Raw genomic sequence first — 24,837 nt, forward strand, 5'->3', positions numbered from 1 at the left:
TTCTACTTTATTAAATAACTAATAATGGTACTTTGAGTATAATAAGTCACTTCTGATGTAATGATGTTTGTTTGAAACTTTAATTGTAACTCCTGAATATCTAACACATCGTTAAAATCGATTGTACCTGTCTCGTAACTTTTTACCAAAATTTGTTCTGCATTTTTTGCTTGCTCTAAATTTTTAAGCTGTGTTCTGTGACTTATCATCGCTGCATTTCTATCTGAAACTGCTCTATACAATACAGATTCTAGCGTATTATATCGTTGTTCTTTTTGCGATAGAATTTCCTCTTGCTGTAACTTATTTTGTTTGCTTATAGATTTATTTTTCTTATTGAAAATAGGAATTGACAACGATACCATTGGCATTACAATATCTTTTCCATTATCAACCATATTCATATCTGTGCGCTTTTCAACATTTACATAATCAAGTCCAAAACCAATCATAGGTTGTTTTTCTTTTTGGTTCAAGAACTCTGATTGTTCTACGGAAGTGTATAGCTTATCAAACTTGATTAACTCTGGGTGTAATTTTAAAGTACTTGGTTGTATTTTATCCGCTTCTTTCGGAACTTGCAAACTATTAACCACTGAAATTGATGTATTAACTTCTTGATTCAATAATCTATTAAATGCTTTTTCTATCCCTGAAAATGTTTCTACTAATACTTCTTTTTGTTGATTTAACTCATTCTGTCTTATCTGTAACCTTAACACATCTACCGCTGATGCCTTACCTACTTCTACTGAAGTTAATGCTAACTTTTCATACGTTTTAAGCAATTCTATATTTTCATCCAATACTTTTTGCTTTGCTTTAATTTCATAGAGTTTATAATACAACTGCGCTACTGATGTTGCTAACTTACGTTTTACAATTATGATATCTTGATAAGCTGCATCAGCTAATGAGGATACATAGTTTTCCCGTGCTGTTATGGTTCCGAAGAAAGGAATCATTTGTTTTACAGAAAGCTTAAACTTTTGTGGACCTGTACGTGTTTCTGGTGTACTCACAAAATATCCTGCTCCAAACTCGGTATTAGGCAAAGTATTTACTTCTTCCTTTTTCTCAGAAATACGTTTATGCTTTGTATTAAACTGTTGTACTTCTGGATTGTTTTCTAAAGCAGTCTTAATATACTCCTTTAGATTTTGTCCTTGCATCGTAAAAGCAAAAAACACAGTAGCTAGAAATAAAGCTGCTTTTTTATTATTCTTTTTAAAACTCATCTCTTTTCATTTTACGTTTTAATAAAAATTCTTCTCTCCAACTATACAGCACTGGTACTATAAAATACGAAGTAACATCTATAATCATTCCTCCAAAAGCAGGAATCGCCATCGGAATCATAATATCACTACCTCTTCCTGTAGAGGTTAATACTGGCAACAAAGCTAAAATGGTTGTTGCTGTTGTCATTAAACAAGCTCTTATACGTTTATTTCCTCCATGCAAAGCAGATGTTCGAATCGCTTCAATAGTTTGAGGTTTATCTCTTTTAAAGGTTTGCGTTAAATAAGTTGCCATTACTACACCATCATCAGTTGCAATTCCAAACAATGCGATAAACCCTACCCAAACAGCAACACTTAAATTAATTGGATGCATTTGAAATAACTCTCGCAAGTTTTCTCCAAATACACTAAAATTCAAGAACCAATCTTGCCCGTATAACCACATCATGATAAATCCTCCTGCAAAAGCTACTGTAATTCCTGTAAACACCATTAACGAAGTAGCTACTGAACGGAATTGGAAATAGAGTATTAAAAAGATAATCATCAATGCCAATGGCACTACTACCGATAAGGTTTTTTCTGCTCTTAATTGATTTTCATAGGTTCCTGTAAACTGATAGGATATTCCTTTAGGAACAACTAATTCTCCTGAATCTACCTTTTGCTGAATTGCTTTTTGAGCAGCCTCTACTACATTTACCTCAGCAAAACCGTTTAACTTATCAAACAATACATATCCTATTAAAAACGTGTCTTCACTTTTAATCGTTTGAGGTCCTTGTTCGTAACGAATCGTTGCTAATTCACTTAGCGGAACTGGAGTTCCTTTGGCTACTGGTACGTAAATATTTTCTAAATCGGTTGGATTAGATCGTAACTCTCTTGGATAGCGAACTCGAATTCCATAGCGCGCTCTCCCTTCTACCGTTTGCGATAATTGCATACCTCCTACAGCTACTTTCAACACATCTTGTACGGTTTGAACGGCAATTCCATAACGAGCTAATTTCTCTCTATCAATATCAATTAGCAGGTAAGGTTTTCCTACAATTCTATCAGCAAAAACAGCTTCTTTTTTAACACCTTCTACTTTCTTTAAAACTCCTTCAAGCTTTACACCAAAAGCTTCAATTTGTTTTAAATCTTGTCCTTTTACTTTGATTCCCATCGGTGCACGCATTCCTGTTTGTAACATAACCAATCGGGTTTCGATAGGTTGTAGTTTTGGTGCCGACGTTACTCCTGGCAGCTTCGTTGCTTTTACAATTTCATTCCAAATATCATCGGGTGATTTGATATGCGGACGCCAGTTTCGGAAGAACTCTCCATCTTCATCAGGAATAAGTTCCTCTTTTGCATTAACAGTTTGCCACGCTTCACCTTCTTTCACTCGTAATGACGTTCCGTTTTTCAATACAAAATCACCATTTTCATCAATCTTGAATCGTTGACGCTCTCCTTCAGAATTTAAAGCATATTCTGGTTTGTAATTAATTATGTTTTCATACATCGATAAAGGTGCAGGATCTAATGCAGAATCTGTTCTCCCTGCTTTACCCACAACTGTTGCTATTTCTGGAATATTAGCAACAGCCATATCTAATTGTTGTAATACTCGCTTATTCTCTTCTACTCCCGAATGCGGCATAGAAGTCGGCATCAATAAAAATGATCCTTCATTTAACGAAGGCATAAACTCTTTTCCTGTGTTCTTAAAAATGAGGAATCCGCAAATTAACACTGTTAATGGAATGGTTAAAAACAGTCCTTTATTATTCAATGCCCATTGTAATATCTGATTGTACTGTTTTTGAAGTAAACTGAAAAAGCCTAACAATCCAAAACAAATAAGTGCTACAAATAAAAGATTGGTAACAATACTTTTATCAACTCCTAAAGGTCTCCAATATTCTGCTAACAAACCAACAATTGCTAGTGCTGATATAACAATATTGATAGTGTTTACTGATAGTGTAAAGCTATACTTGGAAAACGAAAAATGAGTTGTTGTTTTTCCTGAGTAATTACTCCAGAACTGTACAACTCCGAAAGCTGTTAATGCAATTCCTAGCCAGTTTCCGTAAAACACAGAGATAATACCCAACACAATTAAAACTCCATTTAAAATGTACTTAAAGTTTTTCGTTAGCTCTTTTTTTCTGAATAAGATAGCTGCGAACGGTGGTATTAAAAACAATGCTACTACAATCGCCGCTATTAATGCGAACGTTTTGGTAAATGCTAGTGGGCGGAATAATTTTCCTTCAGCACCAATCATCGTAAACACCGGAATAAAACTGATAATCGTTGTCATTACTGCAGTTACGATTGCTCCTGAAACTTCTGCTGTTGCATTATATACTATTTGATTGATGGATAGAGATTCCTTGTCATTCGTACCTCGTTCTGTCGAAATGACTTCTTTTCCTTCTATTCTCTCTTTTCTATTCTCTCTTTTCTCTAAATGGCTAATAATATTTTCGGAGAGTATGACCCCGACATCTACCATGGTTCCAATAGCAATAGCAATACCTGATAAGGCTACAATGTTTGCATCTACCCCAAAGGCTTTCATTGCTATAAAAACCATTAATACTGACACAGGTAACAGTCCTGATATTAATACAGAAGCTCGTAAATTGAAGACCATCACAACAATTACTAATATGGTAATGAGTATTTCTAACGTAAGTGCTTCGTTCAACGTATCTAAAGTTTCATGGATTAACTCAGTACGATCATAAAACGGAACTATTGTTAATTGAGAAGTTCTACCGTCTTTTAACTCTTTACTTGGTAAACCTGCACTTAACTCTTTAATCTTTGCCTTTACATTGGTAATTACTTCTAAAGGATTAGCTCCATAACGGGCTACAACTACACCTCCTACTACTTCAGCTCCTTCTTTATCTAAAATACCTCTACGAGGTTCAGCTCCTAACGATACTTTTGCTATATCTTTTATTCGTATTGAAGTATAATTTTTAGCAGTTACTACAGCATTTTCAATATCTGCTATTGACTTTACATATCCTAAACCACGAACTAAATATTCAGCTTGATTTATTTCTATCGTTTGCGCTCCAATATCTTGATTACTTTGCTTTACTGCTGCTACAATTTGTTGTAAACTGATACTATATTGACGCATCAATTCTGGCTGTACGTCTATTTGGTATTCTTGAACATAACCTCCTATTGAACTTACTTCAGATACTCCATTTGCAGATGAAAGTGCATATTTTACATAATAATCTTGTACACTACGTAATTCATTTAAATCCCAACCTCCAGTTACATTTCCATCTTCATCACGTCCTTCTAGTGTGTACCAAAAAATTTGACCTAAACCTGTTGCATCAGGGCCTAAAGAAGGACTTACCCCTTCTGGTAATAAATTACTTGGTAATGAATTTAGTTTTTCAAGAATTCGAGAACGACTCCAATAAAAATCTACTCCTTCATCAAAAATTACATAGATGCTTGAAAGTCCAAACATAGAGGAACTACGAATGGTTTTTACTCCTGAGATTCCTAATAAAGATGTTGTTAATGGATAGGTTATTTGGTCTTCTATATCTTGTGGTGATTGTCCATCCCACTTTGTGAAAACAATTTGCTGATTTTCTCCAATATCTGGTATTGCATCAACCGCGACAGGGTCATTTGGCAAAAAACCTGTATCTAAATTAAATGGTGCATTTACAGTTCCCCATCCTACAAATAAAACGAGTAATATAACTGCTACCAGTTTGTTTTCTATTAAAAATTTGATGCTTTTATTTAGCATAAAAAAATGATTTTAAACAATTAAACATTGATGTTAAAAAAACATCGAATACGACAAATCATCCTATTGAAATTCTCAAAAGGACGAATAGTTATTATTTAAAAATCATATTAAATATACTTCATCAAGTACCTGAATATCCTTGATGACCAGTGGAGGTGTATAATCTTTAAAAGGAATTACTTTATCGTGAATTCCTTCAAACAAATTAATATAACTATAATAAAATGATGCTATAAAAACTTGTTGATCAAAAGACAATTGATCAAAAGATGTATGTTTTAAAGTATCTTGTCCTTCAACTACAGAAGCTACATCTTGACAACAATTTTTCTTTATTACTGAGCATTCTTCAGATCTTGATTCTTGCTTCATATCCATTCCGCAAGATTCAGCCTTTACAAAATAGCTTGTACCCACTAACATATCACCACAAAAGTGACTATTAACTGTAAATGACATCGTAGATAATAATACTACAAAAGTCATTAAAATAGATGCTATTTTATGAAATGCTTTTTTCATTTTACTCCACAAAAGTACAAAAAATTAATTTTCAAAAACTTAAACAATCCTTAAAACCATTTTTTATATTTAAAATACCCTAACATTACTACTACTGTAAACAGAATAACACCCCACATTACAAAGTATCCACTACGATAAGTTAGTTCAGGAATATATTCAAAGTTTGTACCATAAATACCCGCTATAAAGGTAATGGGAATGAATACTACCGAAAATATCGTCAGTATTTTCATAATATCATTCAACCGATTGTTTACGTTTGTTGAGTATACAGTAAGTTGTTCACTCAACATGCTTTTATAATTTTCAACTGAATCATAACTTCGTTGAACCAAATCATTTAAATCGTTAAAAAATGGTTGTTCTTTTTTAGTTATTAATTCGGTTTTTAAAGCTCTAAAACTGTTTATTGCCTCTCGAGCTGGTCTTATTGCTTTTCTAAAATAATTAAGTTCTATTTTATATTTATTAATTTCTTGTAATATATTTTTATTGGGCTGGAGTAGAATTTTATCTTCTAAATCTTCTACTTTTTCTCCAAAGGTTTCCATTAAGAAATTATAATTATCTACAATTACATCTAATAAACAATACTTTAAATATGTTACACTATAATTTCGTACCCTTCCTTTTTTATGACGTAATCTTTCTCTAATTGACTCAAAAATATCTCCTTGCTTTTCTTGAAAAGTAATTAGCACATTCTGTAATAAGTACATAGATATTTGCTCTGCTTCAAGCTTATGGTTTTCTTTATTTAAAAACAGCATTTTAATACTCGTAAAAATATAATGCTCTTCAATATCTACTCTAGGTCTTTGATCGGTATTTACAATATCTTCAAGAACAAGTATATGAATATCAAATAACTCACCAATTTCTCCAACTAATTCAACATCGTGTAATCCGTCTATATTAATCCAAAGTTTTTTATACTTTCCAATATAGCTCTTGAGTTCGTTTATATCTTTTAGCTCTACTTCTATAAATTCATTTTCATCATATCCTATTAATCGTATTCTTGTATTCTCTTCTTTTTGATTTCCAACAAAAACGGGGCTTCCAGGAATTACATTTTTAGTATTTTTTTGTTTTATTATAAATCGAGTCATGTTGTTTTTAAACAAGTTTGAATAGTTTATGCAACTTTGCCAAAATTATAAGTTCTGACTTATTTTTTCTGGCATAAGAACTAGAAATTTCATGTGATGCAGCTAATAAATCATGAATTACTTTTTTTGAGAATTTCTCTTTGTCTGCTAAATAATATTTTTTAAAGCTTTCATAGGCTACTTCTGAAGTAACTTTTTCTTTAATCAACCTTCTTAAGGTTTCATAAATCAATTCACTATCCGATTTGTTTTCTGAAGTAGACCAATTTTTTTCCACCCTTTTAACAATACTCTTTTTTTCTTCTATCGTCATCTTTTTATCAACCATAGAAACTGCATAAAACAAGTTAGCTATACTTTTATAGAACTCTTCAGTAAACTTCATAATTACACTATTTCTGGTAATATTAATAAAGGTATTTTACTATTAAATGCCGATTTTTTAATTACGTTTTCATCTAACAAACGATTAAAGAAGTTGTATTTATGATTTATTAAAACCAACAGTTCGCTTTCTGTTTCTTCTATATGATTTTCTAAAGTTAATGTTTCAGAATCTTTCCAATCTAACTTTTTATACACAACATTTAGCTCTTGTAGTAATTCTCTTAATTTAACTTTATTTCTTTGCTGATTTTCAGACAAAAAACTTTCTTCTGAAAGATTTACAACTTCAATTAAACTTTTTTTAATTGTCGTTAAATTCACTAAAAATTGTAGTTCTCTTACTGTAAACGTTCTTTTATAATTTGTTGAAAATACTATCTGATGTAATGCTTTATACCTATAATTCATTGGTACTACCAATATTGGGCATTCATTAACCGCATTAATTATTTTCATGGTATTGGTACCAATAAATGTTTCGGTTAAGCTTTTTGCTCCTTTTGTACCTGTAATTACAACATCAATATCCTTTTCTTTAATTGTGTTCGTTACTGCTTTGGTTAATGAATTAGATGCTACAATATAATCGTATTTAAAACTAGTACTCTCTCTTCTTAAAACATCAATCAGATACTTTAATTCGTCTTCAATTTCATTATCCATTTCATTAAACCATTTTTCATTTTCTTCATCACTTAATAACTCTGAAGGTTGGCTTATATATACATCTAATAAATAAATAGTTGCCTCAACACCTTTGAATAGTTGTTTTGTATAATTCAAAGCACTAATCGCTGCTTCTGAAAAATTATATGGTATTAAAATATTTTTCATAACGGTATAGAATTATGATTTCCAATCAAATATAATTTTTTATTTCGAGATTGTATTTACAAAACCAGAAGTATATTTGTAATAAAAATACTCAATAATGAAAAATCGTTTTTTAGAATTGTCTCTCTTCAGTCCGTTTTTACAGTTCTTCCTTTTAATAGCAACGTTATTTTTTTTAATTCATCTTACTAAAAAACTCACCCGATCTTATATCGTAAAAAATGCTATTGAACCTCATAGAAGAAAATTGATATTAAACCTAAGTTATTTTCTATATTATACCTTAGCTTTCTTTATCTCGTTGATAATTTTTGGTATTAACTTTAAAGAAGTTATTGTTTTTGCTTCTTCAATACTTGCGGTACTTGGAGTTGGTTTTTTTGCTCAATGGTCTATTTTATCAAACCTAACGGCTAGTATTATTTTGTTTTTTTATCATCCTATGCGCATCGGCGATACCATAAAAATTATAGACAAAGACTTCGATTTACAAGGGGTTGTTAAAAACATTACTGGTTTTTATGTTCTTTTATATATGCCAGAAGAAAAAAGAGAAATTACGATACCTAATACAACTATTTTATACAAAGGAATAGAGTTAATAAGGGAACAAAAAAAAGAACTAAACAACTACAATACAACTCATTAAAAAAAATAAAAAAAAGTTTGTTATATTAAAAAATAGTTTACATTTACCGCATCTTATTATATAAGTCAAAATGTTACGTTTTACTTATTTCGGCAATAACTTCTATGGGAAGATAGTTGATTACTTAGTGTTTGAGAAACACAACCGAAAAATTAAGGTTTCTTCCAACTTTCAATACTCTCTACCACTGAATTTTTATAAACAGTGCGGTGATTGCTTAGCTTTAAGAGTCTAACTATTCAATTTATTTTGGTTTAACAACTTGTTGTAACATAACAACAAAACTTGTTATACATTTTATTTAAAAAGTTTTGGGTCTATACCTTAACTGTTTTTGGAATGATTGTCTGTACCCAACATACAGATACAACTAAAATAACAATGAATACTAAATATAAAGACTTAATAGAACAAACGTTTGATTTTCCGCAAGCGGAATTTCATACAGAAAACAACAATTTATTTTTTCACAACATTGATATGCTGGAATTAGTGAAACAATACGGGGCACCATTAAAATTCACCTATTTACCCAAAATATCAGAAAACATAAACAAAGCTAAAAACTGGTTTCATACAGCTATTGAAAAACACAATTACCAAGGTACTTACAACTACAGTTATTGTACTAAAAGCTCTCATTTTAAATATGTGCTAGACGAAGCTTTAAAAAACGATATACACATTGAGACCTCATCTGCTTTTGATATTGATATTGTAAAATCACTAAAAAAAGAAGGAAAATTAAGTGATTATGCTTATGTATTGTGTAACGGTTTTAAACGCGACCAATACATTGCCAATATTATAAGTTTAATTGATGGTGGACATACAAATTGCATACCAATAATTGACAATTACGAGGAGTTAAACTTATTGTTAGACGAAACTAGAAGTAAATTTAACGTAGGAATTCGTATTGCTTCAGAAGAAGAGCCTAAGTTTGAGTTTTACACTAGCCGTTTAGGAATTGGTTACAAAAATATTGTATCGTTTTACGAACGTGAAATCGCTAATAACCCACAAGTAGAGCTAAAGATGCTACACTTCTTTATCAATACAGGAATTAGAGATAACGCCTATTATTGGAACGAGTTAGTAAAATGTTTACGAGTATATACCAAGCTAAAAAAAGTATGTCCAAGCCTAGATAGCTTAAATATTGGTGGAGGTTTCCCTATTAAAAACTCATTAGCATTTGATTACAATTATGAATACATGGTAGATGAAATTATAAACCAAATAAACCTTTCTTGTAAAGAAGCTGGTGTACCAGTACCTAATATTTTTACTGAATTTGGAAGTTTTACCGTTGGTGAAGCTGGAGGAGCTGTATATGAAGTATTATATCAAAAAAAACAAAACGACCGTGAAAAATGGAATATGATTAACTCATCTTTCATCACTACGTTACCTGATTCTTGGGCTATAAACAAACGCTTTATTATGCTTCCTATTAATAAATGGAATCATAGGTATGAACGTGTTTTATTAGGTGGATTGACCTGTGATAGCGATGATTATTACAATTCTGAACAGCATGTAAACGGAATTTATTTGCCTGTATATGAAAAAGAGAGGCCGTTATATGTCGGTTTTTTCAATACAGGAGCTTATCAAGAAACTATTGGTGGCTTTGGCGGATTACAACACTGTTTAATACCAACTCCAAAACACATATTAATTGACATAAACGAAAATGGTGATTTAACCACCAAAGTATTTAAAGAACAACAAAAAAGTGAAGAGCTATTATCTATTTTAGGATACTAGTAAAAAAATATCAAAATGAAAAAAAGAAATTACGCAGGAATACCTGACCAATACGCAAAAATAGAAAACGCGAAAGTAGTACTTATACCTGTTCCTTATGACGGGACTAGCACTTGGCAAAAAGGAGCTGATAAAGGACCAGAAGCATTTTTAGATGCTTCTGAAAACATGGAGTTATACGATATAGAAACTGATAGTGAAGTATACAAAGAAGGTGTTTATTTAGCTGATGCTGTTACTGAAGATTCTTCTCCTGAAGCTATGGTAGAAGCTGTACATGCAACAACAAAAAAATTCATCAATAAAAATAAGTTTGTAACTCTTTTTGGTGGAGAACATTCAATTTCAATAGGAACAATCCGTGCTTTTAATGAATGTTTTAACAACTTAACAGTATTGCACATTGATGCACATGCCGATTTACGTAAAGAGTATGAAGGTAGCTCTTGCAATCATGCTTGTGCTGTATACGAAGCAAATCAAACAACCAACTTGGTACAAGTAGGAATTCGTAGTATGGACATATCAGAAAAGTCTTCTATGAATATGGATAAAGTCTTTTTTGCACACGATATGGCTGTAAATGAATACTGGATGGATGAAGTTATTGATCAATTAACAGGTAATGTTTTTATCACTTTTGATTTAGATGCTATTGATCCATCGCTATTACCAAGTACAGGAACACCAGAACCAGGAGGATTTTTTTATTACGAAACTTTAGAGTTTTTAAAGAGAGTATTTACAGAAAGGAATGTAGTTGGTTTTGATATTGTAGAGTTATGTCCTAACGAAAATGAAAAATCATCCGACTTTTTAGCGGCTAAATTATACTATAAAATGTTAAGCTATAAGTTTTCTTCTACTATGGAAGATGAAGAAGATTACGATGACAACGAAAGCTCTCCATTTAACAAATTGGCAAAGTTTAAAAACAACGACGACGATTATTAAAATGCATTTACAAACAATTGCATATCATCTTGAAAGACGAATAGCACTTAGTGCTATTCGCTCACAGTTAGAATCGTATGATTTAATAAAAAGAGAACATTCTTTTTTACTATATAAAATCACAAACAATTCATACCTCTATATAAAAGAGTATGGAAGTGTAGTTTTTATTAACTGTGCAGATGATTTAACGAGTCAAATTGTTAGTTTTTTAATCAACAAAGAAAAGCTTGCTATCAACAATTTGCCTTCAGAAAAATACAACATCACTTTTTCTGATTCAATAGAAGTTGATTTTGGAACTATTCAAATTAAAGAATTAAACAATGATGTAGCACATATTATCATGCTTAATCTAGCACAGTCTGTAGCATTGATGAACTATGTAAACAAAACATCTGATTTGCATGATAAAGCATTAGTGTATTCAAAACAGCTAGAAAAAAAAGGAACTTTTAAACTTTCTAAAATTCAAATGCGAAAATTTATTGGTAAAACCATGAATTTAAAAAATAACATTGCTGAAAACTTATTTGTTTTTGATTCACCAGATGTAGCTTGGAATAACAAAGACTTATCTGATTTAGATTATAAACTGAAAGATGAATTAGACATTTTAAAACGTCATCAAGGAATTGAAAATAGTTTAAACGTAATTAAAGAAAATTTAGATTTATTCAACGATATACTACAACATAAGTATAGCAGCATGCTAGAATGGATTATCATTCTTCTAATTCTTTTTGAAGTAGTACAAGTAATTGTTGAAAAACTCATTTAACAAAATAAAAAATGAACAAACCTGTAACCAATTTTATAAAAAAATACTTCCTGCACTTCAACGCTGCTGCATTAGTAGATGCTGCAAAAGGATACGAGGCACAATTAGAACAAGGCTCTAAAATGTTAGTATCATTAGCAGGTGCTATGAGTACTGCTGAATTAGGGAAAATTTTCGCTGAAATGATTCGTCAAGATAAGGTGCATATCATTTCTTGCACTGGAGCAAATCTTGAAGAAGATATTATGAATCTAGTTGCTCACTCACATTATAAAAGAGTGCCAAACTATCGTGATTTAACACCACAAGAAGAATGGGATTTATTATTAAAAGGATTAAACCGTGTTACCGATACTTGCATTCCTGAAGAAGAAGCTTTTAGACGTTTACAAAAACATATTTTTAAAATTTGGAAAGATGCAGAAGAAGCTGGTGAACGTTATCTTCCACATGAATTTATGTACAAGCTTTTATTGTCAGGAGTTTTAGAAGAGTACTACGAAATCGATTTGAAAGACTCTTGGATGTATGCAGCAGCAGAAAAGAACTTACCCATTGTTGTTCCTGGATGGGAAGATAGCACAATGGGAAATATTTTTGCTTCCTACGTAGTAAAAGGAGAATTAAAAGCTTCTACTATGAAATCAGGAATTGAATATATGACTTTCTTAGCTGATTGGTATACTGAAAATTCAAAGGATGGAATCGGTTTCTTTCAAATTGGAGGAGGAATTGCAGGAGATTTTCCTATTTGTGTAGTACCGATGTTGTATCAAGATTTAGAAAGAGAAGATACTCCTTTCTGGAGTTATTTCTGTCAAATTTCAGATTCAACCACAAGTTACGGGTCTTATTCAGGAGCAGTTCCTAATGAAAAAATTACGTGGGGAAAATTAGACATTGACACTCCTAAGTTTATTATAGAAAGTGATGCAACAATTGTTGCTCCATTAATATTTGCTTATTTATTAAAAATGTAACCTTATGAAAAGAATTATTGTAGACTATGCTAAATTAACTACTGATATTTTAGATTTATTAGTAGAGAGGTATCCTGATGGATACGATCATTCTGACATTATCTCCTTTAAAAACAGTAAAGGAGAAACAGTAAAAGCTGTAGAAGTAAACACTGATGATACGTTGTATTTAGTAAAAATAAGTTCTCAGTTACAGCAAACGATGGAAGATTATGAAACTGACGATGATGGTAGTGATACTTTTGATGAAATTGAAATAACTGGTGATTTTGACAATGAATAAATAGCAAATTGTATTTAAATCATAGTTTATTATAACTCACAACAAACAACAGCATTAGTTGACGTTTATTCAAATATACACAAACGGTTATTCTACTTTCAAAGTAGAAAACATACAATTGTTTTAAAAAACAAATCCCATTCTAAATAGAATGGGATGTTACTTTTATAAAATATTTAGTATCGATTTATACTGATCTAAATTAATTTTACCGCTAAAAATTTTCGTGGTTTTAGAGATAATTACCTCTGCTTTTTCTTGTGAAAAACCAAGCTGAATAGCATATCTCAAAATTAATTTTAACTCAGTCTCATCTATTTGATGATCTGAATAAATTATTTTGAATAAATCTAGCAAACGCTCTAGTCTGTCATCAGTTTTTGCTTGTGGCACTACTGGGTATTTCTTAGAGTTTTCTACTATTTCTTCATACTCAGCTTCAGTTATATCCAATTTTCTAGCAAAACGATTCACTAATTTCTCTTCATCTTCATTTAAATCACCATCAATGATAGCAAGATTAAAAATAGCACTAAAGTGTGCTACATTATTTCTATGCTTACTTGACTCGTATAAATCTACAATACTCATAATTATTCTATTTTTTTTATTGACTGTAACACAGGAGCTTCAACCTCATCGTCTGATACTTCATAATCATAGGTGATTTCAAATTCCTGCTCTACAAATTTAGTGTCTTTTAAGTTATAAAGTTTCAATATTTTCTCTGATATCCCTTCAAAAGTAATTACATCGTCATCTCCTTCTTCATTTACAAATGAAAAAGTATAACCGTATTCATCATGGCCTTGAAAAATTGCTGCTATTTTTATGGGATCTGTAAACTCTTTTTGTTTAGTTGTTAAAGCCAAACTTACCCCAATAAATACTATAAATACTGTTGCTATGATTGCATGTTTCATTTTCTTTAAAATTTTTAATTAACAAAATTTATATCTTGGATATTTACCACAACAAGTCCAAGTTTCTTTTAGCACAAACTAGCTTTTAGTTATGCTCGTGGTATACAAAGAAAATGATGTTACATAGGCTTTTATTATTACTGTTTCATCTATATAAAGATACGTTATTTTTCACTCTTTTTTAAAGACCTTTTTATTTATTTTTTAATTAAAATAGAGAAATAAAAAAGACCTTAAACTTTCGCTTAAGGCCTTTTCGTCTAACCAAACTTAGTATAAAAACTAACTACTACTATTTTTAAACCTTAAAAAACTTCTCTTTGTAAAGATTTAAGCAAAAAAGAGAAATTTTATATTTAAGAAGTCATATTTTCAACTTAATTCTTTTCTTTTTATCTACACTATTATGACACTATAATTTTTAATTGGTCACTTAAAAGCATAAAAAAACTCAAAAAAAGTTTTTTGAGTTTTTAATACAAGTATTTTCTAAGTACTATTCTGTGTTCAGGTATAGACTTATCGTAGTTTTCTACCAATAGCTCCAGTATCTCTGGCGGTTCTTTACCAACACCTTTTTTAGAACTGTACTTTGACACGTAGAGGTTATATTGCGATTCCTTTTTTTCAAAAATTAAAAAATGCTCTTTGTTTAGTTCTGAGAAACTTATTTCGTTCTCTTTAAACGTATTGGAGCTGTCTTTAAAAAAATCTGAAAATTCGTAATACTTTAAAACGTTTTCCATTCTTACACTATCTCTGCTGATAAACCTAACTCTAATAGTTTAGAGCATCGTGGTTCTAAATCTTTATACTCTCCTGTTTTAACTGAACACTTACCTTTATAATGTACTAAAATAGTACATTGTTCTGCTTGTTCTAGTGTATGGTCACATACAGTTACCAGACTATCAATTACAAAATCAAAGGTATTTACCTCATCATTGTGCAAAACAATTTCGTGCTTTCTTGTTTCATTTAATAAAACATCAAGCTCTTCTTGAATTTTTTCTATCGTACTCATTTGTTTTATTTTTGATACTGCAAAGCTACCCAATTATTTCTTTTTATCGTATCTTTTAATGTTAAACCACACTTAGAAACCTCATTATCAATTACTGAAATATCTTCACTGTAAAATCCACTTAATAATAAAACTCCTTTTTTAGTTAAGCAGTTTGCATACGTTTGCATATCATTTAACAAAATATTACGGTTGATATTTGCTATAATGACATCGTATTTTTTTCCTTCTAATAGTGATGCATCTCCTTCATAAACTGAAATATGTTTGCAATTATTTCTTTCTACATTTTCTAATGAGTTTTCATAACACCAAGCATCAATATCAATAGCATCAATAGGCTGTGCTCCTTTCATTTCAGCAAAAATTGCTAAAATTCCTGTACCACATCCCATATCTAGTACTTTTTTATCAGTTACATCTAAATTAATCAAATGTTGTACCATCATGTGTGTAGTTTCATGATGTCCTGTACCAAAACTCATTTTTGGCTCAATTACTATATCGTACTGTAAATTAGGATTTTCATGAAACGGAGCTCTAATACTTACCAAATCATCTACCTGAATAGGATTAAAATTCTTTTCCCATTCTGCATTCCAATTGGTTTGCTCTATTTCTTTATGCTCGTATTGAATTGAAAACTCTTCCGAGCTTAACACAAATACACTCTCTAAAATATCAGCAGTCCAATCATCTTTTTGAATATACGCTACAACTCCATTTTCGTTCTCTACAAAACTTTCAAATCCTAAAGCACCTAACTCAGCAATTAAAATTTCTGTGGTTGGTTCTTTCGGTGTTACTTCAAAAGTATATTCTATATAAATATTATCCATTAAATTGATTTAATTATTGCTGCAAAATCTTCTGCTTTCAATGCTGCTCCACCTATTAACCCTCCATCAACATCTGGTTTTGAAAAAATCTCTTTTGCGTTGGCTGGTTTTACACTTCCTCCATATAAAATTGAAATAGCATCAGCTGTTTCTTTTCCAAATTCTTTAGCAAAAATTTCTCTTACAAAAGCGTGCATTTCTTGTGCTTGCTCTGGTGAAGCTGTTTCTCCTGTACCAATCGCCCAAACAGGTTCGTAAGCTAAAATAATATTCTTAAAATTAGCTTTTTGAAGATGAAACAATGCTTTTTGAAGTTGGCTTTCAACTATTTTAAAGTGGTTTTCCGACTTTCTATCTTCTAACAATTCACCAAAACAAAAAACAACTTCTAAACCATTTACTAAAGCAGCATCTATCTTTTCAGCTAATAACTCATCAGTTTCGTTAAAGTATTCTCTACGCTCAGAATGCCCTAAAATTACTATGTTAACGCCTAAATTTGTTAACATATTTGCAGAAACCTCTCCTGTGAATGCTCCACTTTTAGATTGATGCATATTTTGTGCGGCAACCTCTACAACCGATTCTTCGGTATTTTTCACTGCTGATTGTAGGTTTACAAAACTAGGAGCAATTATCACTCTAGTACCTTCTTCTAAACCAGCTTTTACTTCTTTCTTTATTCCCTCGATTAATTCTTTTGCTTCATCAAGGTTTTTATTCATCTTCCAGTTACCTGCAACTATTTTTTGTCTCACGTGTATTGTTTTTTCTGGTTATTGATTTTCTGTCTGCAAAATTACATTTTTTCTAGGCTTTGACGAATAAAATTATCAGTCGCTTTTGTAGCATCAAAAACAAGTATTTTTCCTTTCTCATCAATTACTAAAAATCTTGGAATCCAATCTAAACCTAAAAACTCACCTAAATTTCCTTCCCAACCTGATTCTATAAAATAATGATCTCCTTCTATTTTTAGACGTTCAATACCATTTTTCCAATCTGTCTTATTTCTGTCTAAGGATAAAAAAATATAAGCTGTTTCAGGTTGTTCTCCCTGAATTTTTTGTACTTCTGGAATACTTTTTAAACAGTCTGGACACCACGAAGCCCAAATATCTATTAGTACTTTTTTTCCTTTATGTTTTTCTAAAATATCTTTGAACAAAACTTCTTTTCCATCCAAAGAAAGAAGAACATCCTCTAATGCTTCAGTTGAAAATTTACTTGGGTTTTCTTTTGAACAACCTAAAAGGGTTATCCCGATAAAAACTACTACTAATATTTTCTTCATGTTATTGTGCTTTATTTTGAAGTTTATCAGACACTTTTGATGATTTATATACTTTAATATTTCCATCTTCATCAACCATCAAAAACCGTGGAATTGTTTTTAGCTTTAAAAATTCACCAAGTGCTCCTTCTCCTTTTTTTTGAATGTAATAGTGTTGACCTTTTACAGGAACACTTTCTAAACCTCGTTTCCAATCATGATATGAATGATCTACTGATAAAAAAACATATTCTAACTCTGGATTTTTCTGTTGAAATAAAAGCACATCATCAAAACTTCGTTGACTGTAAGGACAATAAGTTGCAAAGATTTGCATCAACATTTTCTTACCTTTATTTTTCTCTAAAACTTTTTGAAATGAAATTGGTTTTCTTTCTAAGTTCAGTAGTTCTTCATTCAGAGATGCTGGGGTAAATTCTTTTGGTTGAAATACAGCGCAGCTTGATAAAAAAGCTACAGTAATCAATATAAAAAATATTCTCATTCTATTGTAATCTTATTCGGGGATCTAACCAACTATATAAAATATCTACTAATATATTTATGATTATAAATAGTGTAGCAACTACTAAAACAGCACCCATAATTACTGGTAAATCGAGCGTGTTTAAAGAGTTTACTATTTCTTTTCCTAATCCGTTCCAGTTAAAAATATACTCTACAAAAACTGCTCCAGCTAACATCGAAGCAAACCATCCTGATATTGCTGTTATTACTGGGTTTAATGAGTTTTTCAATGCATGCTTGTTTATTGCTTGATACATCGTTAAGCCTTTTGCCTTTGCTGTTCTAATATAGTCTTGACTTAAGGTTTCTAACAATGAATTCCTCATTAACTGGATTACTACAGCTAACGGACGAATACCTAACACTATTGCAGGTAGCAGTAAATTTTTCCATTGAATATAAGTCTCTTCTCCAAAATCATCAACTTCATACAAGCTTCCTGTCATTTCCAAATGTGTATATTTATGTAATACAAATCCGAAAAACCAAGCAAACAATATGGCTGAAAAGAATGATGGAACACTCATTCCTAAAGTACTAACAACAGCAATTATTCTATCAAAAAAAGTATCTTTAAGTAACGCAGAGAATATCCCTAATATAATCCCTAAAAAAAGTGCAATCGTTATTGCTACTATTGCTAAAATTGCAGTGTTTGGTAAAGTTTCTTTAATTACTTCGGAAACATTTTTACCATTCTTTTGAAAGGATTGACGTAAATACGGAGTTTTTATAACCACTTCAGTATTTCCTGCCGAAAACAAGGATTGAGCGTTGTATTTCCCTTCAGATAAAAAAGTATAATTGTCTTTATTCTTACTATGAAACGACAACGGAGAAACATCATTCAAATAATACAAATACTGCGTAAATACAGGTTTGTCGAATCCGTATTTCTTTCGAATATTTTGTAACTGCTCGGTATCTTCTCTCTGATCTAACATCATACGGGCTGGATCACCTGGTAAGATATTAAACAGTAAAAAAATTACAGTAACTACACCAAACAGTGTTAAGAAGCCGTAAAATATTTTGTTGATGACATATTGAAACATATATAACAAAGATAACAGAAACTGCTAAATTTATGTACTTTTGCCTAACTTTTACAACAACACATGACAACACAACAACTTGTATCTGAAATTCGAAAAAAGAAATCGTTTTTATGTATTGGATTAGATGTTGATTTAAACAAAATTCCAACACATTTACTTCAAGAAGAAGACCCTATTTTTGCCTTTAACAAAGCTATTATTGATGCTACGCATCATCTTTGTGTAGCATATAAGCCCAACACTGCTTTTTATGAAGCTTACGGTATTAAAGGTTGGAAATCTCTTGAAAAAACGATTAACTACTTAAACGAAAAACATCCTGAAATTTTCACCATTGCTGATGCTAAACGTGGCGATATTGGTAACACCTCAACTATGTATGCAAAAGCCTTTTTTGAGGATTTAGCTTTTGATTCAGTAACTGTTGCTCCGTATATGGGAAAAGATTCTGTTGAACCTTTTTTAGCTTTTGAAGATAGACATACAATTATGTTAGCGTTAACTTCTAACCAAGGTGCTTTTGATTTTCAAACAAAAACAGTTGATGGTAAAGAGTTATATAAACAGGTTATTGAAACTTCTAAATTTTGGAAAAATTCTCAAAACTTAATGTACGTAGTGGGAGCTACCAAAGCTGAATATTTAGCTGACATAAGAAAGATTATTCCTGAAAACTTTTTATTAGTTCCTGGAGTTGGCGCCCAAGGAGGAAGCCTAGAAGAAGTTTGTAAGTACGGAATGACTGATACTGTAGGACTACTAATTAACTCTTCTCGTGGAATTATTTATGCTTCTAATGGAAAGGGGTTTGCTAAAGCTGCTGCTGCAAAAGCTACAGAACTACGACAACAGATGGAAGCTATTTTAAAATAAAAAAAGCCAAGGTTAATGACTCCTTGGCTTGTACTTAATTCAATTAATTACATTAAATGAAAACAAAAATTTAATGTAATTAGTTTCTTACTCACAACTCTTTTAGTTTTGGTCACTTGGTGTTATATTTGGATTCGCATTAATTTCTGCTTGTGGAATTTTAAAAATCCAGTCATCATTTAAAGAAGGTTTTTCTATTTGGTAAGCTCCTTGATAAAGTACTGCTGAAGCTCCTGAACCTCCATCAGCTCCATGATCTATTCCTTCATCCCAACGGATTTTATCTGTATATCCAAATCCTTCTCCCCATAATTCTACTCCTCTTTGAAACTTAATATGCTCCATTAAAGATTCTTGTGTATTATAAACAGTTACATCATAAGCACTATCTCGTTCTTCACCTAATGGTTTTAAAGCATTTTGTGCTCCTGTAATATCATTCATCATTGCTTTTGCTTCAGCTTCAATTAAATACATTTCTGAGGCACGCATATAAATTATATCGTCAGGATCAGTAGACCCAGGGTTCTTATTCTTCAGTTTAAATTGCATATAAGGGTGTTGGTTAAAACTATTCGTGATACCATACTCTGAATTTATTTCTGCTCTTCTGGCATTATAGGCATCTAAATCACTTGCATAATTGGGGTCTTTTGGCAATCCTGTATCAGGGTGAAGACCTCCTTGATTATTTGAAGCTGATGAATTGGTGTTTGGTGCATCTATGATAAACACATCTTTTCTATAATCTGTATCAGGAATTGCATCAATCAACCTTCTGTCAGCTATTTTTGGATTGTTCCTAATTTGAGCTCCATTAAATGTATTACTAGCTAGGTAAAAGTAAGAGCGAAAAAATACTGTTTCAGTTTGAATAACATTGCTTCCCCAAATAACTTCTGAAAGATCATTTGTATTAAATCCTTCTTTCCATTCAGATTCATTCATCAACGGGTAATTTTGACGTGCAGCTGCTGCTGCATCTGCAGCTGTTTGCCAATCTCCTTTAGAAAGAGCCCATCTAGCTTTTAATCCATAAGCAACATCTATATTCAACTGAGATTTTACTTCTGGCCCTCCTGAAGATCTTGGAGTACCTTTTTCAAAAGCTTTGATAGCTTCTTCTAAATCGTCACCAATTTGAACATAAATTTCTTCTACTGTTGATCTCGGCTGACTAGTAAACGGAGACTCAGATGAAAAAAGTAACGGCACACCTTTATCAGTACTTGGATTACCTATTAAATACCCTTTTGCATAATGCTGAATTAACGAGAGGTATGCGTAAGCTCTGTAGGTGTAGGCTTGACCTAAAATAGAGTTCAGTTTAGAAGTCTCTGTTAAATTTCCTTCGTTTATTCCGTTAATTAACAAATTTGCATGTAAGATAATATTATATCGATGATACCACAACAACTCGTTAGTTAGCGATGTCGGCTGAGTATGTGAGTTCCATTGCATTTCTGTTCTCCAACCTAAATTATTAGCATTAGCACTATGAATTAACCCTCCTGATAAATTATCTCCTAATGGTATCCAATAGTGGTTCCCAGATCTATCAGAATCTCCTCCAGGAAATATTGTTTGAGACTGTGAAAATAGCCCTCTATGCACACCGTTGAGAACTAACTGCATATTATCTTCGTTAGCTAAAGCATCGGTTGCTGATATAGCATCCGTTGGTGTTCTTTCAAGAAAGTCTTCTTTACAAGATGTTATTGAAATAAGAATAACAACTATTAATAAGTATTTTAATTTATTTAACATAATGATTTTTTTTTAGAATGAAACGTTAATACCAAAAGAAATAATTCTTGGAGGTGAAAAATCATCTCCAGATGGCGTTCCTGCTAAATTATACTGAGGATCTAAACCTTTTCTCTCACTTCTTAAGAATAAATTCTCTCCAGATAAATTGAATCTTATATTATCCATTTTAAGTGACTCTACTACTTTTTTATCTAATGTATAACCTATGTTGACATTTTTTAATGTCCAAAAAGACGCATCAGTTAAAAACCTATCCGATTGAGTCCTAACCAAATCAGGGTTTCCATTTTCTAGCCTTGGAACATTTGTTATATCTCCAGGTTGCCTCCATGCATTCAGTATATCTGGGTGTAAAGACCTTCCATAGCTTCCACTATGCATCATAGAGGAATATGCACCATCTAACACTTTTCCTCCTATACCATAAGTCATTAAGAAATCAAATGTCAAATTTTTATATGTAATTTTATTAAAAACCGATCCTAAAAGATCTGGTACAGAAGAATCTCCTGTATATGCTCTTTCTGTTTCTTGCCAATCATTTGTCGTTTCTATGTTTCCATTTGCATCTAAAACAGGAACACTTTCTCCATTTTCATCTTGCTCATACATATAGAACAACTGATCTCCATTATCAGGATCCACACCTGCAGTTCTTAATAAAAAGTAATCAAATCTTGACCTACCTTCCGCCCAACGTTTTGAACCGTTTATAAACGGATCTGGTAACTTTGTTATTTCATTTTTAAATGTAGAAGCCTGTAGCGTTAAATCCCATTTAAAGTTTTCTGTATTGAAAAGATGAGCAGTTAAACCTAACTCCCAACCTGAATTAAACATATCTCCTGTATTTACAGGAACTTCATTCAACCCATTACTTGGAGCAATAGGTAAAAGATAAAGTAAATCAGTTGAGTTTTTCTTATAGTATTCAATAGAACCATCTAAAAAGTTATCGAACAATGCAAACTCCAATGCTACATCAAAATTTTCTATAGTTTCCCACTGTAAATTAGCGTTACCTATATCTGTAAAAATAATTGCTGGATTAGCTGCATTAGATGTAATTGAAAATCGAGCTTGTGACAAATATGAATCTAGCAAATCATCATTACCCACCTCACCGTATGATGCTCTTAGTTTTAATCTATTTATGAAAGATACATTTTTCATAAAATTTTCTTGATCAATTCGCCAAGAAGCACCTACAGAGTAAAAAGTTCCCCATCTTTTATCCATGTTAAATACAGATGATCCATCACGACGAACTGAACCACTTAAATAATATTTGTTATTATAATTATAATTAGCCCTGAAAAAATATCCTTCAATTGCTTTATCAAAAGTTGCTCCATCTAAATCTACAATATTTGAAAAGTTAGCAAATTCAAAAATTCCATTAGCTGCTTGTATTGTGGCAAGTCCTTCAATATTAGAGAGAGTTCTTTCAAAGCTCTCATGCCCTGCAAGCAATTCTAAATTATGATTACCAAAACTTTTAACATAGTTTAAAATTTGATTAAAGTTTTCTACTTCTCTTCTTCCTCTGTCTTCACTCAGTCTTCCATCTGGTTGAGCATCTCCAATAATTGCGTTTTCATATTCTCTTTCAAATAATTCGTTAATATCTCTACCATAAGTTACTTTTAAATTAAGCCCTTCTAAAAGCTTAATATCTGTATAAAATCTAAATCCAAAGGTATTATCTTTATCACTTTCCTTATTAAGTAGTAATTCTTGAAGAGCATGTCTACCTTGGTTGGTTGGTCTAGAACCGATATTATACTCTGGAAAACCTTCCCCCGAGTCAAAAACAGGATTCCCAAATTCATCTTTTACAATATTTCCTTGTAAGTCGTTTACATATACTGGATAAACTGACCCCATACCTAATGCAAAACTAAACGGATTAACAATACTTCCTGTTCCTGCAGAACTAGGCCCTCTTGCTTCAGTAAGAGCAATATTGGCGCTTCCTCCTATTTTTATACTTTCACTAACATCAAAATCAGCATTTAACCTTGCTGTTAAACGTTCAAAACCTGATGTAACCACATAACTTTCTTCATCTAAATATGAAGCTGAAAAATACACTGTATGATCTTCTCCACCAGCAGAAATACCAACACTATAGTTATTTCTAAAACCTGTTTGTTGTAGTTCATCAAACCAGTCCAGCCCCTTATATATAACCCTTGCATTAGGATTTAACTTACCATCTACCCCAACAATCTCATCGTTTGGTACATTAAATGGATTATAGCCTAACTGATTATATATATTTGCACTAGCAAATACCGGATCTCCTCCACCTGCACTAGAATTCTTCAGGGCCTCCCACATAGTTTCATAATACTGACCTGGTGACACCTGATTATATGTTCGAACACCATTTGCCACGACTCCAGATTGAGCTGTAAAATTCACTTTTACCCCACCTTTCTTTCCTTTTTTGGTGGTAATAATCACAACTCCATTAGCTGCTCTAGAACCATATAATGATGTAGAAGACGCATCCTTAAGCACAGTAAAAGATGCTATATCCTCCTGATTTATTGTGTTTAGCTCTCCCTCATACTGAATACCATCAACTATAAATAATGGATCTGTATCTCCATTAAGTGTTCCGACACCACGGATTATAATATCTGGTGAGGCTCCAGGACCTGCAGACGATGTGAACTGTATCCCTGTTGCACGACCTTCAATAGCCGCAATAGGAGAAGTTACATTACGTGTAGCAAGATCTTTTACTCCTAAAACACTTGCTGAACCAGTAAACGCTTCTTTAGTAGTAGTACCATAGGCTACAACTACTACTTCATCTAATAAGTTAGCATCCTCTTCCATTTTAATATTTAAAACTGGAATAGTTCCAACTCTTCTCTCAACAGTTTTTAACCCTACAAAACTAAAAACAAGTATGTCCCCTTGATTTACCAGTATGGTGTATTTACCGTCAAAATCTGTTTCGACACCTTTATTGGTCCCTTTAACTATAACACTAACCCCCGGTAGTGCTCCTGTTTGATCAGTTACAGTTCCTGTAACTGTTTTTTCTTGTGCTAAAATTGACACGCATATAAACATGAACATTAGCAATAGGTATTTTTTTAACCTCATAAATTATAGAATTAGCTTCACCTTAAAGTGAAAATTTCAAAATAAACACATTAAATCTACAAAAAAAACAACAACATAGTTAATATATTTTTTTTTTAACATAAATAA

Annotated in this window: 24 protein-coding genes; 7 read left to right on the plus strand and 17 right to left on the minus strand. The window is 31.6% G+C overall.

The genetic code is table 11. The annotated features are described in order from the left end of the window. Positions 1–2 precede the first annotated feature (2 nt). The 6 genes from Q4517_RS07935 to Q4517_RS07960 all read right to left on the minus strand — a co-directional run bounded on the left by Q4517_RS07935 (position 3) and on the right by Q4517_RS07960 (position 7,898). The gene (locus Q4517_RS07935; RefSeq protein WP_408034052.1) at positions 3–1,238 is read right to left on the minus strand and encodes a TolC family protein; all 1,236 of its coding nucleotides are present in this window, start codon (positions 1,236–1,238) and stop codon (positions 3–5) included. Beyond that, positions 1,228–5,037 (minus strand): efflux RND transporter permease subunit, encoded by a 3,810-nt coding sequence (locus Q4517_RS07940; RefSeq protein WP_303507995.1) that lies wholly within the window; start codon positions 5,035–5,037, stop codon positions 1,228–1,230. The genes Q4517_RS07935 and Q4517_RS07940 overlap by 11 nt, the downstream gene beginning before the upstream one ends. Before the next feature lie 105 nt (positions 5,038–5,142). Continuing rightward, positions 5,143–5,562 (minus strand): HYC_CC_PP family protein, encoded by a 420-nt coding sequence (locus Q4517_RS07945; RefSeq protein WP_303507996.1) that lies wholly within the window; start codon positions 5,560–5,562, stop codon positions 5,143–5,145. 50 nt (positions 5,563–5,612) lie between these two features. Then, positions 5,613–6,677: a magnesium/cobalt transporter CorA gene (gene corA / locus Q4517_RS07950; protein ID WP_303507997.1), complete on the minus strand. Its 1,065-nt coding sequence runs from the start codon at positions 6,675–6,677 to the stop codon at positions 5,613–5,615. Between the two features lie 7 nt (positions 6,678–6,684). Beyond that, positions 6,685–7,062, minus strand: a complete 378-nt coding sequence (locus Q4517_RS07955; protein ID WP_303507998.1) for a hypothetical protein — start codon at positions 7,060–7,062, stop codon at positions 6,685–6,687. A gap of 2 nt (positions 7,063–7,064) precedes the next feature. Then, a complete protein-coding gene (locus Q4517_RS07960; RefSeq protein WP_303507999.1) occupies positions 7,065–7,898 on the minus strand; it encodes a universal stress protein in 834 nt (277 codons plus the stop codon). Positions 7,899–7,995: 97 nt separating this feature from the next. On the opposite strand from Q4517_RS07960, the gene Q4517_RS07965 reads away from it, so the two are divergent. From Q4517_RS07965 to Q4517_RS07990, 6 genes are all read left to right on the plus strand, one after another. Beyond that, entirely contained in the window at positions 7,996–8,547 is a 552-nt protein-coding gene (locus tag Q4517_RS07965) for a mechanosensitive ion channel domain-containing protein (protein WP_303508000.1), read from the plus strand. 381 nt (positions 8,548–8,928) lie between these two features. Beyond that, positions 8,929–10,320 carry an arginine decarboxylase gene (locus tag Q4517_RS07970; RefSeq protein WP_303508075.1) on the plus strand — a complete coding sequence of 464 codons (1,392 nt, stop codon included), beginning with the start codon at positions 8,929–8,931 and terminating at the stop codon, positions 10,318–10,320. Positions 10,321–10,335: 15 nt separating this feature from the next. Next, the gene (gene speB / locus Q4517_RS07975) at positions 10,336–11,274 is read left to right on the plus strand and encodes an agmatinase (protein WP_303508001.1); all 939 of its coding nucleotides are present in this window, start codon (positions 10,336–10,338) and stop codon (positions 11,272–11,274) included. A gap of 1 nt (position 11,275) precedes the next feature. Continuing rightward, positions 11,276–12,055, plus strand: a complete 780-nt coding sequence (locus tag Q4517_RS07980; protein ID WP_303508002.1) for an RMD1 family protein — start codon at positions 11,276–11,278, stop codon at positions 12,053–12,055. Positions 12,056–12,066: 11 nt separating this feature from the next. Then, positions 12,067–13,035 carry a deoxyhypusine synthase family protein gene (locus tag Q4517_RS07985; RefSeq protein ID WP_303508003.1) on the plus strand — a complete coding sequence of 323 codons (969 nt, stop codon included), beginning with the start codon at positions 12,067–12,069 and terminating at the stop codon, positions 13,033–13,035. 4 nt (positions 13,036–13,039) lie between these two features. Further along, positions 13,040–13,318 carry a hypothetical protein gene (locus Q4517_RS07990; protein WP_303508004.1) on the plus strand — a complete coding sequence of 93 codons (279 nt, stop codon included), beginning with the start codon at positions 13,040–13,042 and terminating at the stop codon, positions 13,316–13,318. 165 nt (positions 13,319–13,483) lie between these two features. Here Q4517_RS07990 and Q4517_RS07995 read toward each other — a convergent pair whose 3' ends face one another. The 9 genes from Q4517_RS07995 to Q4517_RS08035 form a co-directional block, all read right to left on the minus strand. Continuing rightward, positions 13,484–13,909 (minus strand): TerB family tellurite resistance protein, encoded by a 426-nt coding sequence (locus Q4517_RS07995; protein ID WP_303508005.1) that lies wholly within the window; start codon positions 13,907–13,909, stop codon positions 13,484–13,486. Between the two features lie 2 nt (positions 13,910–13,911). Next, positions 13,912–14,241, minus strand: a complete 330-nt coding sequence (locus Q4517_RS08000; protein ID WP_303508006.1) for a hypothetical protein — start codon at positions 14,239–14,241, stop codon at positions 13,912–13,914. Between the two features lie 473 nt (positions 14,242–14,714). Beyond that, complete coding sequence (locus Q4517_RS08005; protein ID WP_303508007.1) at positions 14,715–14,987, minus strand: hypothetical protein; 273 nt, start codon at positions 14,985–14,987, stop codon at positions 14,715–14,717. Positions 14,988–14,989: 2 nt separating this feature from the next. Then, positions 14,990–15,265, minus strand: coding sequence for an ATP-dependent Clp protease adaptor ClpS (locus Q4517_RS08010; protein WP_115900312.1), 276 nt, complete (start codon positions 15,263–15,265; stop codon positions 14,990–14,992). A 5-nt stretch (positions 15,266–15,270) separates the two neighbouring features. Continuing rightward, a complete protein-coding gene (prmA, locus tag Q4517_RS08015; RefSeq protein WP_303508008.1) occupies positions 15,271–16,104 on the minus strand; it encodes a 50S ribosomal protein L11 methyltransferase in 834 nt (277 codons plus the stop codon). Further along, on the minus strand, positions 16,104–16,862 hold the full coding sequence (tpiA, locus tag Q4517_RS08020; RefSeq protein WP_303508009.1) for a triose-phosphate isomerase: 759 nt from the start codon (positions 16,860–16,862) through the stop codon (positions 16,104–16,106). Before tpiA ends, prmA begins: the two co-directional genes overlap by 1 nt. Positions 16,863–16,903: 41 nt before the next feature. Continuing rightward, positions 16,904–17,398, minus strand: a complete 495-nt coding sequence (locus tag Q4517_RS08025) for a TlpA disulfide reductase family protein (protein WP_303508010.1) — start codon at positions 17,396–17,398, stop codon at positions 16,904–16,906. 1 nt (position 17,399) lies between these two features. After that, positions 17,400–17,882, minus strand: a complete 483-nt coding sequence (locus Q4517_RS08030; protein ID WP_303508011.1) for a thioredoxin-like domain-containing protein — start codon at positions 17,880–17,882, stop codon at positions 17,400–17,402. A gap of 1 nt (position 17,883) precedes the next feature. Continuing rightward, positions 17,884–18,960: an ABC transporter permease gene (locus Q4517_RS08035; RefSeq protein WP_303508012.1), complete on the minus strand. Its 1,077-nt coding sequence runs from the start codon at positions 18,958–18,960 to the stop codon at positions 17,884–17,886. Positions 18,961–19,023: 63 nt separating this feature from the next. Here Q4517_RS08035 and pyrF point away from each other — a divergent pair, with 63 nt between their 5' ends. Then, positions 19,024–19,836 (plus strand): orotidine-5'-phosphate decarboxylase, encoded by an 813-nt coding sequence (gene pyrF, locus Q4517_RS08040; RefSeq protein ID WP_303508013.1) that lies wholly within the window; start codon positions 19,024–19,026, stop codon positions 19,834–19,836. 102 nt (positions 19,837–19,938) lie between these two features. On the opposite strand, the gene Q4517_RS08045 is transcribed toward pyrF, so the two are convergent. Further along, the gene (locus Q4517_RS08045) at positions 19,939–21,603 is read right to left on the minus strand and encodes a RagB/SusD family nutrient uptake outer membrane protein (protein WP_303508014.1); all 1,665 of its coding nucleotides are present in this window, start codon (positions 21,601–21,603) and stop codon (positions 19,939–19,941) included. A 12-nt stretch (positions 21,604–21,615) separates the two neighbouring features. After that, positions 21,616–24,702 carry a SusC/RagA family TonB-linked outer membrane protein gene (locus Q4517_RS08050; RefSeq protein ID WP_303508015.1) on the minus strand — a complete coding sequence of 1,029 codons (3,087 nt, stop codon included), beginning with the start codon at positions 24,700–24,702 and terminating at the stop codon, positions 21,616–21,618. Between the last annotated feature and the right edge of the window lie 135 nt (positions 24,703–24,837).

This window comes from Tenacibaculum sp. 1_MG-2023, assembly GCF_030547425.1.
Taxonomy (GTDB): Bacteria; Bacteroidota; Bacteroidia; order Flavobacteriales; family Flavobacteriaceae; genus Polaribacter.

Bases quoted from the DNA above. Each gene is read 5' to 3' on its own strand.
- prmA (WP_303508008.1), bottom strand. From the start codon at position 16,104: ATGGATAATATTTATATAGAATATACTTTTGAAGTAACACCGAAAGAA.
- Q4517_RS08045 (WP_303508014.1), bottom strand. From the start codon at position 21,603: ATGTTAAATAAATTAAAATACTTATTAATAGTTGTTATTCTTATTTCA.
- speB (WP_303508001.1), top strand. From the start codon at position 10,336: ATGAAAAAAAGAAATTACGCAGGAATACCTGACCAATACGCAAAAATA.
- corA (WP_303507997.1), bottom strand. From the start codon at position 6,677: ATGACTCGATTTATAATAAAACAAAAAAATACTAAAAATGTAATTCCT.
- Q4517_RS07985 (WP_303508003.1), top strand. From the start codon at position 12,067: ATGAACAAACCTGTAACCAATTTTATAAAAAAATACTTCCTGCACTTC.
- Q4517_RS07990 (WP_303508004.1), top strand. From the start codon at position 13,040: ATGAAAAGAATTATTGTAGACTATGCTAAATTAACTACTGATATTTTA.
- Q4517_RS08000 (WP_303508006.1), bottom strand. From the start codon at position 14,241: ATGAAACATGCAATCATAGCAACAGTATTTATAGTATTTATTGGGGTA.
- pyrF (WP_303508013.1), top strand. From the start codon at position 19,024: ATGACAACACAACAACTTGTATCTGAAATTCGAAAAAAGAAATCGTTT.
- Q4517_RS08050 (WP_303508015.1), bottom strand. From the start codon at position 24,702: ATGTTCATGTTTATATGCGTGTCAATTTTAGCACAAGAAAAAACAGTT.
- Q4517_RS08010 (WP_115900312.1), bottom strand. From the start codon at position 15,265: ATGAGTACGATAGAAAAAATTCAAGAAGAGCTTGATGTTTTATTAAAT.
- Q4517_RS08005 (WP_303508007.1), bottom strand. From the start codon at position 14,987: ATGGAAAACGTTTTAAAGTATTACGAATTTTCAGATTTTTTTAAAGAC.
- Q4517_RS07935 (WP_408034052.1), bottom strand. From the start codon at position 1,238: ATGAGTTTTAAAAAGAATAATAAAAAAGCAGCTTTATTTCTAGCTACT.
- Q4517_RS07995 (WP_303508005.1), bottom strand. From the start codon at position 13,909: ATGAGTATTGTAGATTTATACGAGTCAAGTAAGCATAGAAATAATGTA.
- Q4517_RS07940 (WP_303507995.1), bottom strand. From the start codon at position 5,037: ATGCTAAATAAAAGCATCAAATTTTTAATAGAAAACAAACTGGTAGCA.
- Q4517_RS08030 (WP_303508011.1), bottom strand. From the start codon at position 17,882: ATGAGAATATTTTTTATATTGATTACTGTAGCTTTTTTATCAAGCTGC.
- Q4517_RS08035 (WP_303508012.1), bottom strand. From the start codon at position 18,960: ATGTTTCAATATGTCATCAACAAAATATTTTACGGCTTCTTAACACTG.
- Q4517_RS07955 (WP_303507998.1), bottom strand. From the start codon at position 7,062: ATGAAGTTTACTGAAGAGTTCTATAAAAGTATAGCTAACTTGTTTTAT.
- Q4517_RS08025 (WP_303508010.1), bottom strand. From the start codon at position 17,398: ATGAAGAAAATATTAGTAGTAGTTTTTATCGGGATAACCCTTTTAGGT.
- Q4517_RS07970 (WP_303508075.1), top strand. From the start codon at position 8,929: ATGAATACTAAATATAAAGACTTAATAGAACAAACGTTTGATTTTCCG.
- Q4517_RS07960 (WP_303507999.1), bottom strand. From the start codon at position 7,898: ATGAAAAATATTTTAATACCATATAATTTTTCAGAAGCAGCGATTAGT.
- Q4517_RS07945 (WP_303507996.1), bottom strand. From the start codon at position 5,562: ATGAAAAAAGCATTTCATAAAATAGCATCTATTTTAATGACTTTTGTA.
- Q4517_RS07980 (WP_303508002.1), top strand. From the start codon at position 11,276: ATGCATTTACAAACAATTGCATATCATCTTGAAAGACGAATAGCACTT.
- Q4517_RS07965 (WP_303508000.1), top strand. From the start codon at position 7,996: ATGAAAAATCGTTTTTTAGAATTGTCTCTCTTCAGTCCGTTTTTACAG.